The organism is Rhizobium sp. NPDC092011 (assembly GCF_044756305.1).
Lineage (GTDB): Bacteria > Pseudomonadota > Alphaproteobacteria > Rhizobiales > Rhizobiaceae > Rhizobium.
Genome location: NZ_JBIVSO010000001.1, coordinates 985,024 through 997,597 on the forward strand (window position 1 = coordinate 985,024; position 12,574 = coordinate 997,597).

Consider the following 12,574-nt stretch of genomic DNA (forward strand, 5'->3'; position numbering starts at 1 on the left):
CATCGATACTCCCGGCCAACTGAGGCGAGCCTTCGGACTGGGTCGCCTTCAAATAACCGAGGGGAGAAACAATGCTTGGTTTGAAGAAGATCATCATCGCCGCATTGGCAACGGCCGCACTGGCTGCGCCGGTCGATGCCGCAACTGTGCGCTGGGGTAGCCGGGCGGACATCTATTCGCTGGACCCGGATTCCGTTCCGTCCACGTCGAACCTCGCCTTCCTCAACCACATTTACGAAGGCCTCGTTCGCTATGACGCGAACTTCAAGATTGAGCCGGCGCTCGCTACCGAATGGAAGCTGGTCGACAACAAGCACTGGCGCTTTACTCTGCGCAAGGGCGTGAAGTTCCATGACGGGGCTGATTTTACCGCCGATGATGTGGTCGCTTCGTTCAAGCGCGCCTCGGATCCGGCTTCGCCGCTGCGTGGCAATATTCCGCTCTACGTCGGCATTCAGAAGGTTGACGATCACACCGTCGACATCGAAGTTTCCGCGCCCACTTCGTTGTTCCTCAACGACATCACCAACATCTTCATGTTCAACGCCAAGTGGTTGAAGGACAACAACAGCGAGAAGCCGACGGATTTCGCATCCAAGGTCGAGGGCTATACGACCATGCACACCAACGGCACCGGGCCGTTCAAGCTCGACAGCCGCGTGCCCGATGCCAAGACGGTGCTGGTTGCCAATAGCGGTTGGTGGGATCAGAAGAAGCACAATCTCGATCGTATCGAGTTCGTGCCGATCGCTTCTGCTGCAACACGCGTTGCCGCCCTTCTGTCTGGCGAGATCGATTTCATCGACTCCGCGCCGATCCAGGATCTGCCGCGTCTTGAGTCAACGCCGAATATCTCGGTGAAGAAGCGCACCGAACTGCGGACCGTCTTTGTTGCCTTCAATCGCAAGGAAAAACTGGAAGATGGTCGCCCCAATCCGTTCAACGATCTTCGTGTACGCCAGGCCTTCGAGGCCTCCATCGACCGCGATCTGATCAACAAGAAGGTGATGCGTGGCCTCGCTCGCCCGTCCGGTTCGCTGATCGCCCCGGAAATCTCCGGCTACGTCAAGGATCTCGACACCTATAAGCAGGCTGACCCCAAAGCCGCGCAGAAGCTCCTGGAAGATGCCGGTCAGAAGAACCTCGCCTTCACCTATACGTGCATGAATGACGAAAGCATCAACGAAGAAGATGTTTGCTCGGGCATCGCCAACATGCTGAAGCGCAGCGGCTTCCAGCCGAGTATCGATATCGGCCCACGCGCCGTGCAGACGCCGAAGCGTAGCAACGGCAAGGCCGATGTCTTCAACCTGAGCTGGGCCAACGAGCCGACGCTCGATGCCTACTCGCTGTTGTCGCAGGTTCTGTCCACCCGCAAGGGCTCCATGGGCGTTTCCAACTATGGTGGTTGGTCGAATCCCGATCTCGATAAGCTGGTGGAACAGGCGGCTCAGGAGCCGGACAGCGAAAAGCGGCTCGCCATCGAGGCTCAGGCACTGAAGATCGCCAAGGATCAGGTCATGCTTATCCCGCTTCATCAGCAGCCGATCGCTTGGGCAGTGTTGAGCAAGGTCAAGAGCATCGACTTCCGCGCCGACAACAAGCCTCGCCTGTGGCTGACGCAAATGGCCGAGTGACGATCGGGTCTCTGCAATATCGAAATTCGAGAGAGCGCCTTGCGATGCCGCGAGGCGCTCTTTTCCTTTGCTGACCTCTGTTCAACATTAATGTCCGATATTGTCGACAATCGCGTTGACAACTTCGAATTATCTGCGTTAATGGCTGTCAAAGGGAGTGAAGGAGGAGGTTCGCAGCGAGCAATGCTTATGCTGCGACGACCGTCGAAAGCGACGGTTTGAGGTAGTATGCGGCAGGCATTCGAACCGCTCGCCGCCGCCGATTTCCCCGCCGCCACTGAATTTGAATTTCGCCGGGCATTCTTACAGGCCTGGCGGAGACCGAAGCGAAGCCTAGAGGTCCTCATGCTGGTTTTCATCATCAAGCGTCTCGGGAATGCAATCCTGGTCATGCTTGCCGTTGCCTTGCTGGCATTTCTGATCTTCCGGCTTGCGGGCGATCCTGTGGAGTTGATGGTCGGCGAGCAGACGTCTCAGGCGGACCGTGCGGCGCTGCGCGAGCGGTTGGGTCTCAACGACAGCCTGCCGACGCAGTATATTCGGTTCGTCGTCAATGCGGCGGAAGGCGATTTCGGCGTCTCTTATCGCAACGGCCAGAAAGTGCTGCCGCTGATTGCCGAGCGTTTTCCCGCCACCTTGGAGCTCGTCTTCGTCGCAACATTGATCTCGCTGGTATTCGGCATTCCCCTCGGCGTGCTCACAGCGATCAAGCGCGGCAAATGGTATACGGAGGGGTTGCAGTTTCTTTCTATTGTCGGTGTCTCGCTGCCGAGCTTCGTCGTCGGCATTCTGCTCATCCTCGGCTTTTCGGTCAATTTGGGGTGGTTGCCGGCTTTCGGACGCGGTGATGTCGTACAGATCGGCTGGTGGTCGACAGGGTTTCTGACATCGTCGGGCCGCGCCGCGCTCATCCTCCCGTCGATTGCGCTGTCGCTCTATCAGATCACGCTCGTCATGCGTCTGGTGCGTGCCGAAATGCTTGAGGTGCTGCGCTCCGATTATATCAAGTTCGCCCGCGCCCGTGGCATCCCGCGTTGGCGCATCTACTTCCGCCATGCGCTGCGCAACTGTCTGATGCCGGTGGTCACCATGACGGCGATGAATGTCGGGGCGCTGATCGCTTTCGCACTGATCACCGAGACGGTGTTCCAGTGGCCGGGCATGGGTATGCTGTTCATCCAGGCGGTCACTTTCCTCGATATTCCAGTCATGGCCGCCTATCTCTGCATCATCTCCTTCATCTTTGTCGTTCTCAACACGTTGGTGGACATCGCCTATGCGGTGATCGATCCCCGCCTGCGCACTGCACGCTGATCGAAACCAGGAGCCTGTTCGATGACCATGGAACTGTCCGAAACGTCGAAACCGGAAAAGCCCTTGCGCCCGTCGCTCTTCAAGCGCCTACGCAATAGCGACCTCTGGTGGTCTTTTACCCATAGCAAGACAGCGATCTTCGGCGCGACGATCCTTGCTATCTTGATCCTGACGGCGTTGCTGGCGCCGCTGATCGCGCCGCAAAATCCCTATGACGGCGCGCAGCTGGATATGTGGAAGGCGGAGCTGCCGCCGATCTGGCACGACGGCGGCGAGATGCCCTATCTCCTCGGCACTGACACGCAAGGGCGAGACATGCTGTCCGCCGTCCTTTACGGCACGCGCATTTCCATCGTTATCGGCGTCGCCTCCGTCGTCCTGTCGCTGTTGATCGGACTGGTCGCCGGCCTTGTCGCCGGTTTCTTCGGTGGTTTCATCGACAATCTGCTGATGCGCATCGGCGACGTCATGCTGTCCATACCCACCATTCTCGTCGCAATTCTGGTGTCCACGGTCGTGCGGCAGATGCTGCCGGAAAGCCTGCGGGAGATCGGTGCCTCAGCCGTGCTTGTCTTTGCCATCGCGCTATCGAGCTGGGTGCAATATGCCCGCACGGTGCGTGCGCAGGCGATCGTCGAGGCCGGCAAGGATTATGTGCAGGCGGCAAGGCTGATCGGCGTGCCTGCCCGTCGCATCATGGGCAAACATATCCTGCCGAACACGCTGACGCCGATCATGGTCGCGGCGACGCTCAATTTCGGCATGGCGATCCTCACGGAGGCCACGCTGTCCTTCCTTGGCATCGGCATGCCGCCGAGCCAGCCTTCGCTCGGCACGCTCATCCGCATCGGTAACCAGTTCCTGTTTGCCGGTTCCTGGTGGATCGTGCTGTTTCCCGTCATCCAGCTTTGCCTGCTGGTCGTGGCCGTCAACCTGCTTGGCGACTGGCTGCGCGATGCTCTTAATCCCAAACTGAGGTAAGTTCATGAACGATCTTCTGCTCCGCAATGTCAGGCCGATGGCTGGTGACACCTGCGATATCCTCATCCGCGACGGAAAGATTGCAGGCTTTGGAAAGTTCGAAGCCGAACCGGGCGTGCCGGTCGAAGACGGCGGCAATGCGATCGCGGCGCCCGGTCTGATCGACGCACATACCCACCTAGACAAGACCACCTGGGGCATGCCGTGGCATGTCAATAATCGCGCTGCAGTCCTGCGCGAACGGATCGATTTCGAGCGCGAGCATCGTCTGGAAATCGGCATCGATCCGCATCGTCAGTCCATGCGCCACGCGATCGGTCTTGCTGCGCATGGCGGCACGCATATCCGCAGCCATGTCGACATAGATCCCACTCACGGTTTGCGGCTCGTCGAAGGCGTTTGGGAAACCCGCGAGAAGCTCAAGGGCATCATCGATATCGAAATCGTCGCTTTCCCGCAGTCGGGCGTAATGGTCATGCCCGGGACGGTAGAATTGCTTGACGAGGCGCTGCGCCAGGGCTGTGAAGTCCTTGGCGGCATCGATCCTTGCGGCATTGACCGCGATCCCAAGGGCCAGCTCGACATCCTGTTTGACCTTGCCACTAAGCATGGCGTTCCGATCGACATCCACCTGCACGAAGCCGGCGAACTTGGTGCCTTCACGATGGAGATGATGTTCGAGCGCATCCGCGCCAACGGCATGCAGGGCAAGGTGGCGATCAGCCATGCCTTTGCGCTCGGCATGAACGATTATCTCCGTGTCAGCAAGCTGATCGACGAGATTGCGAAACTGGATGTGGCGATCCTCACCACCGGCGCGCCTTCGGCGGCCGTGCCTTCGATCATGCGTCTCAAGGAAGCAGGCGTTCGCGTCGGCGGCGGCTGTGACGGCATCCGTGATACCTGGGGTCCTTGGGGCCACCCGGACATGCTCGATCGCGCCCAGGTCATCGGTATGAAGAACGGACTGCGCTCCGACCGCGATCTGGAACACGTCCTCCATGTCGTGTCGCAGGGCGGCGCCGATGTCATGCAGATCGAGAATTACGGCCTGAAGGTCGGTTGTGACGCCGATTTCACCCTGCTGGCCGGTGAAACGCTTGCTCACGCCGTCGTCGATATCGCGCCCCGCCCGCTCGTGGTCAAGGCTGGCCGTGTGACGGCACGCGGCGGCCAAGCCGTGGTGGAGATGCCCTGATGGCACATGCAATGGAAAGTCTCTCGCTCGGCCAGCGCCCGGAAGGGCGCACGCTGATCACCGCGAGCTGGGTCGTCGGCCACAAGGAAGGCAGCCACAGGCTGCTCCGCAACGGCCAGGTCGTGTTCGAAAACGGCGCCATTCTCTTCGTTGGCCACAACTTTTCCGGCGAAGTCGTGCGCAGCATCGATTTCGGCAATGCTGTTATCAGCCCCGGCTTGATCGACCTCGATGCCCTGTCCGATCTCGATACCACCATCCTCGGCATCGACTGCCATCCCGGTTGGGCCAAGGGACGCGTCTGGCCGCGCAGCTATGTGGAAGCTGGCCCCTACGAGATGTATTCGCAGGAAGAGCTGGCGTTCCAGAAGCGTTTTGCCTTCGGACAGCTCCTGCTGAACGGCATCACCACCGCCGCTCCGATCGCCTCGCTGTTCTATCGCGAATGGGGCGAGACCGTCGCCGAGTTCGATGCTGCTGCCGAGGCTGCCGGCGATCTTGGCTTGCGCGTCTATCTCAGCCCCGCCTACCGCTCGGGCGGCATGGTGCTGGAAGCGCCAGGCAAGATGGTTCCGGTCTTCGATGAAGAGCGCGGCTTTCAGGGCCTGAAGGACGCCGTCGCCTATATCGAGCGGCAGAATGGTCGGCATGGCGATCTCGTGCGCGGCCTTCTGGCGCCGGATCGGGTGGAGACGTCGACGCTTGCCCTTCTGCAGCGCACCGATGCTGCCGCGCGTGATCTCGGCTGCAAGTTCCGCCTGCATATGGCGCAGGGTACGATGGAAGTCGACACGGTGCGCATGTTGCATGGTTCGACCGCTCCCGTCTGGCTCGCCAAGCATAGGCTGCTGAGCGAGCGGATGATTGCTCCTCATGCGACGAATGCCACGGAAGAAGATCTCGGGCTTTATGCCGAAAATGGCGTCTCCATCGTGCATTGCCCGCTGGTTTCCGCCCGCAGCGGTTCGATCCTCAATTCCTTCTCCAGCTGCCGCAAGCGCGGCATCAACATCGCAATGGGCACCGATACGACGCCGCCGGATATGCTGATGAACCTGCTTACAGGCCTCATCACCTGCCGCATAAGCGATCATGCGCCCGACCAGGTGCGCTCCGCTGATCTGTTCGACGCGGCAACGCTCGGCGGCGCCAAGGCACTCGGTCGCTCGGATCTCGGCCATCTGTCGGCCGGAGCCCGTGCCGATATTGCCGTCTTCAGCCTGGACGACGCGATCATGGCACCATCGGTCGATCCGATTACGACCCTGGTCGTTGGCGGTTCCGGCAAGGTGACGCGCGCTGTCTTCGTTGACGGCCGGGTATCCATGCTGGATCGACAATTGGCCGGTTTCGATATGGAAAAGGCGCGCATCCAGGCGCAGGCCCAATATGACGGCCTGATTGCGAAGTATCCGGAGCGCAGCTGGAACCATCCGCCTGTTTCTGAAATCTTCCCGCCAAGCTATCCGATCGAGGTGGAGAGCCATGGTTGAGGCACAGCAGCCGGTCATCGACGTCCGGAACCTCAAGGTGGAGTTCCCGAGCCGCCGGGGCACCGTCACGGCGCTATCGGATATCAGCCTGTCCATTCGGGCCGGTGAAATCCTCGGCGTCGTCGGGGAGTCCGGTGCGGGAAAATCCATGACCGGCCTTGCCATCCAGGGGCTTCTCGAGCGTCCCGGCCGCATCGCCGGTGGCGAAATCTGGCTCGGCAAGCAACGAATCGATGCGCTGGACGATCGGGCGATGGAGCGCGTTCGCGGTCGCGAGATCGGCGCGATCTTTCAGGATCCGCTGACCTCGCTCAATCCGCTGTTCACCGTCGGCGCGCAGCTTTCGGAAACGATCCGGCAGCATCTGTCGCTCGGCAAGGCCGAGGCAAAGGCGCGCGCCGTACAGCTATTGCGGGATGTCGGCATTCCCTCGCCGGAGGAGCGGGTCAATCACTATCCGCACCAGTTTTCCGGCGGCATGCGCCAGCGCGTCGTCATTGCCCTTGCGCTTGCGGCCTCGCCCAAATTGATCATCGCCGACGAGCCGACCACGGCGCTCGATGTATCGATCCAGGCGCAGATCATTTCGCTGCTCCGTCGGCTGTGCAAGGAAAAGCAGGCGGCGGTGATGCTGGTGACCCACGATATGGGCGTGATTGCAGAGGCTGCGGACCGTGTGGCTGTGCTTTACGCAGGCAGGCTCATTGAAATCGGCGAGGTCGAGCAGGTGCTTCATGCGCCGCGCCATCCCTATACGCAGGGGCTGATGGCTTCCATTCCCTCGCTTGGAGCGCGGGTAAAGAAGCTGAACCAGATCGATGGCTCGATGCCGCGGCTCGACGCGATCCCGCAAGGATGCGCTTTCAATCCACGCTGCAAATCCGCTGGTCCGCGCTGTCGGCGCGAGCGTCCCGAACTGATGCCGGCCGGCAATGGCTTAAGCGCCTGCTGGCTTAACGCGGGAGGCACCGCATGACGACTTCCTCTCGAAATGTGGCCGCCCTGACCGTCAACGGGCTGGGCAAGACGTTCGACGTTTCCGCTCCGTGGCTCAACCGGGTTGTGGAACGCAAGCCGCGCCAGTTTCTTCAGGCCGTCAACGACATCAGCTTTACCGTGCCGGCGGGCGGCTGCCTCAGCATCGTCGGCGAAAGCGGCTGTGGCAAATCCACGGTGGCGCGGCTGGTGACTGGCCTATACGCTCCGACGGGCGGCGAAGTCCGCTTTGCGCCGGGACGCAGCGGCGCGCCGCTCTCTGCCCAGATGATCTTTCAGGATCCCTACGCCTCGCTCAATCCGCGCTGGCGGGTGAAGAACATTATTGCCGAACCGCTGCGCGAGCTGAAATTGCGCAAAACCGCAGCTGAGATCACCGAGCGGGTCGAGGAATTGCTGGTGACCGTCGGTCTTTCCGTCTCCGATGGCGAGAAGTTCCCGCATGAGTTTTCCGGCGGGCAGCGTCAGCGCATATCGATTGCCCGCGCGCTTGCCAGCGAGCCGGAATTCCTCGTCTGCGACGAGCCGACATCCGCGCTCGACGTTTCGGTGCAGGCGCAGGTCCTGAACCTCATGCGCCGGCTGCAGGACGAATTGGGCCTGACCTATCTCTTCATCAGCCACGACATGAGCGTCGTGCGGCACATGTCCGACCGCATCGCCGTCATGTATCTGGGCCGGATCGTTGAGGAGGGGGATACGGAAGAGCTCTTCGCCCGTCCGCGCCACCCCTACACCCAGCTTCTGCTGCAAACCATCCCCAGCATCGACGCCCCCAAGCGCGATCAGGAACTGGTGGGCGGCGAGGTACCTAGCCCCCTGAAGCCACCATCGGGCTGCACCTTCCATCCAAGGTGCCCGCTGGCCACCGTAAGGTGTTCGGCGGAGGTGCCTGAGGTTCGCAGGCTCTCGAATGGAACGAGGGTGGCGTGCCATCTGGTGGCGGAGGCGTGATCGATGCGGATGCCTCGGCCGCCTCAGGCCAGGGCGGCACGCAGGTCGTGCGAGAGGTCGCGGATCTCGGTCAGGTCGAGTTCCGATTCGACATGTTCGAGGTGGTGAGCCATCAGATGGGTGGCTCTATCCGCATCGTTGCCAACAATGGCCTCGACGATCTCGGCATGTTCGTCGGGACCGCAATTGAAGCGGTTGGTGTTGCGGTAGACGGCGGTGATCAGCGAGGAGCGGGAGATCAGGTCGCGCATGGTGGCGAAGAGGAAATCCGAGCCGACCGTCTCCGCCAACAGCAGATGGAAGCCACCGGAAAGCTTGATGATATCGGTGGTGATGTCCTGCGTATTGGCGATCCGCTCCTTGGCGACATGGTCGCGCAGGCGCTTGATGTCGGCCTTGGAGATTCCCTTGCAGAGTCGCTCGACCACGCAGCGTTCGACTGTGCGGCGAACGAAGAAGACGTCGCGGGCCTCCTCGACGGAAGGTTTGCACACGAAGGCGCCACGATTGGGGATGATGGCGACGAGACCGTCGCGCTGCAACAGTGCCAGAGCCTGGCGAATGCGTGCGCGGCTGACGTTGAAGATGGTGGCCATCTGCTCTTCCTTGAGCTGGACACCGGGTCTCAGCCGTCGTTCGGCAATAGACAGCCAGACTTTCTCGACAATCTGCTGAACAGAGACCCCTGTTTGGTCGGTCATGAATCTCACTCCTCGTTGCGGCTAGAGAAGCGCGAAGCGAGGGGAAAAGTCAATCACAACAATCGGTTTTTGATTGCAAAATTGTCTACAATATGGAATGACATTGTCAATCATAATGAATCCGCAGGATGGCGCAATGGAATTCGACTTTGCCGAACTTGAGCCTCAGAGCCGATATCGGCTTCTGACGAACTTCATCGGACCTCGGCCGATCGCGCTGGTCACGACGCGTTCGCCGGCCGGTCACAACAATGCGGCCCCGATGAGCTTCTTCAATGTGTTCTCGCACGATCCGCCGATTGTGGTTCTGGGTATCCAGCCGCGCCTGAGCGGCGAGGAAAAGGACACGCTCGCTAATATAAGGCGCACCCAGGAATTCGCCGTCAACATGGTCGATATGGGGATCTCGCAGCAGATGCTTGTCTGCGGTCTGGGCTTCGACAGCGAGTTCGACGAACTCGCTATGGCCGGTCTCACGCCGTCCGCCTGCCGCAAGATCGATGCATCCTTCGTCCAGGAGGCTCCCTGCGTCTTCGAGTGCCGGGTAGAACGCCTGATCGACTATCCGCGCCGAACGCTGGTGCTGGGTGAGGTCGTCCACATGCATGTGCGGCGCAATTGTCTCGACGCGGAGGGGCATTACGTAGACCCGGAACACTATCAGCCGATAGCCCGCCTGCATGCCGACAACTACATCGTTTCGGATCGCCAGTTCGTCCTCAAGGCTCCGCCAATCACAGATTTCATCAAGCCGCAGCGCGATTAAGGATGGATGAAAGGTCCCCCCTCATGCATATTCGTCTCATCAATCCCAATTCCACGGCTTCCATGACGTCACAGGCGCTGGACAGCGCATTGCGGGTCAAGCAGCAGGACACCAAAGTATCGGCGGTCAACCCTCTGGATACGCCGGTCAGCATCGAAGGCGGTGCGGACGAAGCGGCTGCCGTGCCGGGAATGCTTGCCGAAATCCTGAAAGGCGAGATGCTCGGGGTTGACGCCTATGTCGTTGCCTGCTTCGACGATCCCGGTCTTCACGCCGCCCGCGAAGTCGCCCGCGGACCCGTCATCGGCATTTGCCAGGCAGCCGTACAGGTGGCCATGACCATCAGCCGCCGGTTTTCGATCATCACGACGCTGCCGCGTTCGATCCCGATTATAGAGGACTTGGTTAGCGACTACGGCGCCGAACGCCATTGCCGCAATGTCCGTGCGATCGATCTCCCGGTTCTCGGTCTTGAGGAGGACCCGGTGGAGGCCGAGCGGCTGCTGGTCGCCGAGATCGAAAGAGCCAAGCGTGAAGATCGCGCTGAAGCCATCATTCTCGGTTGCGCCGGCATGTCCTCGCTTTGTGATCGATTGCAGGCGACAACCGGCGTGCCGGTGATTGACGGTGTTACAGCTGCCATCAAGCTTGCGGAAGCGCTTGTCGGCGCGGGCTATACTACGTCGAAGGTCAACGCCTATGATTATCCCCGCGTCAAGGAAATGCCGCGTCGCAACTGCGCCTAGAGCGTCGTGCTTCCTTTCGGAAGCACAAAGACGCTCTATCTCCGTGAAACTACGCATCAGGCTTTCCGAAAATCGATTCCGATTTTCGGGCCGATGCTGTAGCCGATCGTCAACGAGGAGCTTTCATTCCGAATGAACCGGGTCTCGGATATTCGTTTTGCGCTGTCGCCGGCTTTGATCGCGGCGTGGCTCCTCGTGGCGGTTCTCCACCTTCCTCTCCTTGCTAATGGTAATTCCATGGATACTCGATTGCACAATGCAGCTGCGGCGGACGATGTCGCGGCGATCCATCGGCTTCTCTCGAGCGGTGCCAATATCGACGCGCGGGATGAAAGCGGTGCCACTGCCTTGCTCGTCGCCACGCACGGCGACAAGGTGAATGCCGCCCGCGCGCTGATCGAGGCCGGCGCCGACGTCAATGCCAAGGACGATATTCAGGACAGCCCCTACCTCTATTCTGGCGCCCGTGGTCACCTGGAAGTTCTCAAGCTGACGCTTACCCATGGAGCGGATCTTGCGAGCGTAAACCGCTATGGCGGCACCGCGCTCATTCCCGCATCCGAGCGCGGCCATGTGGAGACTGTGGATACGCTGATCAAGGCCGGGATCAATCTCGATCACGTCAATCGGCTTGGCTGGACCGCACTGCTGGAAGCGATCATTCTCAGCGATGGCGGCCCGCGCCATCTGCGAATCGTCGAGTTGCTGATCAATGCCGGGGCAAATGTCAATATCGCAGATCATGAAGGTGTGACACCGTTGCAGCATGCTCGTGGCCGCAGTTACGACAAGATCGCGGCATTGTTGGAAAAAGCGGGAGCGAAGTGACGCGGTATTAAGGCTTTACGGCCATCCAATAGTGCGATGGAGGTAAACGCTGGTGCCTCCCGGGAAATACTGAGAACGAAGGGCGAGACGATGCAAAGAATCTATTATTCCTCTCTTGGTGGCCATCCGCCTCAAAGCGATTTGCTGACGGGACGAGCCGTTTTCACCGAGGCCTATGCGGTCATTCCCAAAGGTGTCATGCAGGATATCGTCACCAGCTTCCTGCCGTTCTGGAACGATACGCGCTGCTGGGTCATCGCCCGCCCGCTCTCCGGCTTTGCCGAGACCTTCTCGCAATATGTCATGGAAGTCGCGCCCGGGGGCGGCAGCGACCGGCCGGAGCAGGATCCGGAGGCCGAAGGCGTGCTCTTTGTGGTCGACGGCGAGATCGAACTGACGCTGCCGACCGGCAAGCACCTTCTTCAGCCGGGTGGCTATGCCTTCCTGCCGCCGGGCCTGAAATGGTCGCTGCGCAACCGCTCGGGCGCCCATGCCCGCTTCCACTGGATCCGCAAGGCCTATGAGGCCGTTGACGGATTGGCTCATCCCGAGCCGCTGATCCTCAACGAAAAGGATATAGCACCCTCAGTGATGCCGGACACGGATGGGCGGTGGGCGACGACGCGTTTCGTCGATCCGAACGATCTGCGCCACGACATGCATGTGACGATCGTCACTTTGCAGCCGGGCGCCGTCATTCCCTTTGCTGAGACCCATGTGATGGAGCACGGCCTTTACGTGCTACAGGGAAAGGCGGTCTATCGCCTGAACCAGGATTGGGTCGAGGTGGAAGCCGGCGACTTCATGTGGCTGCGCGCCTTCTGCCCGCAGGCGTGCTATGCCGGAGGCCCAGGGCCGTTCCGCTATCTGCTCTACAAGGACGTCAATCGCCATATGACGCTCCGCCCCTTCGGCGCGCGCCGATAAGCAGAGCAGATTCAAGCGGGATAGTTCCTCGCA

General features: G+C 60.5%; 12 protein-coding genes. 11 read left to right on the forward strand and 1 reads right to left on the reverse strand.

The genetic code is table 11. The features are described 5' to 3' along the window. Positions 1-71 precede the first annotated feature (71 nt). The 7 genes from ACIQJ2_RS04615 to ACIQJ2_RS04645 all read left to right on the forward strand — a co-directional run bounded on the left by ACIQJ2_RS04615 (position 72) and on the right by ACIQJ2_RS04645 (position 8,573). Positions 72-1,637, forward strand: a complete 1,566-nt coding sequence (locus ACIQJ2_RS04615) for an ABC transporter substrate-binding protein (protein WP_400665338.1) — start codon at positions 72-74, stop codon at positions 1,635-1,637. Between the two features lie 345 nt (positions 1,638-1,982). Next, positions 1,983-2,951, forward strand: coding sequence for an ABC transporter permease (locus ACIQJ2_RS04620; protein ID WP_199143002.1), 969 nt, complete (start codon positions 1,983-1,985; stop codon positions 2,949-2,951). A 27-nt stretch (positions 2,952-2,978) separates the two neighbouring features. Next, entirely contained in the window at positions 2,979-3,932 is a 954-nt protein-coding gene (locus tag ACIQJ2_RS04625; RefSeq protein ID WP_400666794.1) for an ABC transporter permease, read from the forward strand. 4 nt (positions 3,933-3,936) lie between these two features. Next, positions 3,937-5,130 (forward strand): amidohydrolase family protein, encoded by a 1,194-nt coding sequence (locus tag ACIQJ2_RS04630; protein ID WP_400665336.1) that lies wholly within the window; start codon positions 3,937-3,939, stop codon positions 5,128-5,130. Then, a complete protein-coding gene (locus ACIQJ2_RS04635; protein WP_199142996.1) occupies positions 5,130-6,623 on the forward strand; it encodes an amidohydrolase family protein in 1,494 nt (497 codons plus the stop codon). Before ACIQJ2_RS04630 ends, ACIQJ2_RS04635 begins: the two co-directional genes overlap by 1 nt. After that, positions 6,616-7,599 (forward strand): ABC transporter ATP-binding protein, encoded by a 984-nt coding sequence (locus ACIQJ2_RS04640; RefSeq protein ID WP_199142994.1) that lies wholly within the window; start codon positions 6,616-6,618, stop codon positions 7,597-7,599. Before ACIQJ2_RS04635 ends, ACIQJ2_RS04640 begins: the two co-directional genes overlap by 8 nt. Then, a complete protein-coding gene (locus ACIQJ2_RS04645; RefSeq protein ID WP_400665333.1) occupies positions 7,596-8,573 on the forward strand; it encodes an ABC transporter ATP-binding protein in 978 nt (325 codons plus the stop codon). The genes ACIQJ2_RS04640 and ACIQJ2_RS04645 overlap by 4 nt, the downstream gene beginning before the upstream one ends. Positions 8,574-8,596: 23 nt before the next feature. On the opposite strand, the gene ACIQJ2_RS04650 is transcribed toward ACIQJ2_RS04645, so the two are convergent. After that, positions 8,597-9,274, reverse strand: coding sequence for a GntR family transcriptional regulator (locus ACIQJ2_RS04650; RefSeq protein WP_400665331.1), 678 nt, complete (start codon positions 9,272-9,274; stop codon positions 8,597-8,599). Positions 9,275-9,410: 136 nt separating this feature from the next. On the opposite strand from ACIQJ2_RS04650, the gene ACIQJ2_RS04655 reads away from it, so the two are divergent. From ACIQJ2_RS04655 to ACIQJ2_RS04670, 4 genes are all read left to right on the forward strand, one after another. After that, a complete protein-coding gene (locus tag ACIQJ2_RS04655; protein WP_199151315.1) occupies positions 9,411-10,040 on the forward strand; it encodes a flavin reductase family protein in 630 nt (209 codons plus the stop codon). A 23-nt stretch (positions 10,041-10,063) separates the two neighbouring features. Next, positions 10,064-10,786, forward strand: a complete 723-nt coding sequence (locus ACIQJ2_RS04660) for an aspartate/glutamate racemase family protein (protein WP_184710800.1) — start codon at positions 10,064-10,066, stop codon at positions 10,784-10,786. Between the two features lie 237 nt (positions 10,787-11,023). Next, positions 11,024-11,614 carry an ankyrin repeat domain-containing protein gene (locus ACIQJ2_RS04665; protein WP_400665329.1) on the forward strand — a complete coding sequence of 197 codons (591 nt, stop codon included), beginning with the start codon at positions 11,024-11,026 and terminating at the stop codon, positions 11,612-11,614. Positions 11,615-11,704: 90 nt separating this feature from the next. Further along, positions 11,705-12,541 (forward strand): bifunctional allantoicase/(S)-ureidoglycine aminohydrolase, encoded by an 837-nt coding sequence (locus tag ACIQJ2_RS04670; RefSeq protein ID WP_199151314.1) that lies wholly within the window; start codon positions 11,705-11,707, stop codon positions 12,539-12,541. The last annotated feature ends 33 nt before the right edge of the window (positions 12,542-12,574 follow it).

What these genes read in the sequence shown, in the direction of transcription:
- ACIQJ2_RS04670 (WP_199151314.1), top strand. Translation starts at nt 11,705, where the DNA reads ATGCAAAGAATCTATTATTCCTCTCTTGGTGGCCATCCGCCTCAAAGC.
- ACIQJ2_RS04625 (WP_400666794.1), top strand. Translation starts at nt 2,979, where the DNA reads ATGGAACTGTCCGAAACGTCGAAACCGGAAAAGCCCTTGCGCCCGTCG.
- ACIQJ2_RS04660 (WP_184710800.1), top strand. Translation starts at nt 10,064, where the DNA reads ATGCATATTCGTCTCATCAATCCCAATTCCACGGCTTCCATGACGTCA.
- ACIQJ2_RS04640 (WP_199142994.1), top strand. Translation starts at nt 6,616, where the DNA reads ATGGTTGAGGCACAGCAGCCGGTCATCGACGTCCGGAACCTCAAGGTG.
- ACIQJ2_RS04650 (WP_400665331.1), bottom strand. Translation starts at nt 9,274, where the DNA reads ATGACCGACCAAACAGGGGTCTCTGTTCAGCAGATTGTCGAGAAAGTC.
- ACIQJ2_RS04630 (WP_400665336.1), top strand. Translation starts at nt 3,937, where the DNA reads ATGAACGATCTTCTGCTCCGCAATGTCAGGCCGATGGCTGGTGACACC.
- ACIQJ2_RS04620 (WP_199143002.1), top strand. Translation starts at nt 1,983, where the DNA reads ATGCTGGTTTTCATCATCAAGCGTCTCGGGAATGCAATCCTGGTCATG.
- ACIQJ2_RS04615 (WP_400665338.1), top strand. Translation starts at nt 72, where the DNA reads ATGCTTGGTTTGAAGAAGATCATCATCGCCGCATTGGCAACGGCCGCA.
- ACIQJ2_RS04655 (WP_199151315.1), top strand. Translation starts at nt 9,411, where the DNA reads ATGGAATTCGACTTTGCCGAACTTGAGCCTCAGAGCCGATATCGGCTT.
- ACIQJ2_RS04645 (WP_400665333.1), top strand. Translation starts at nt 7,596, where the DNA reads ATGACGACTTCCTCTCGAAATGTGGCCGCCCTGACCGTCAACGGGCTG.
- ACIQJ2_RS04665 (WP_400665329.1), top strand. Translation starts at nt 11,024, where the DNA reads ATGGATACTCGATTGCACAATGCAGCTGCGGCGGACGATGTCGCGGCG.
- ACIQJ2_RS04635 (WP_199142996.1), top strand. Translation starts at nt 5,130, where the DNA reads ATGGCACATGCAATGGAAAGTCTCTCGCTCGGCCAGCGCCCGGAAGGG.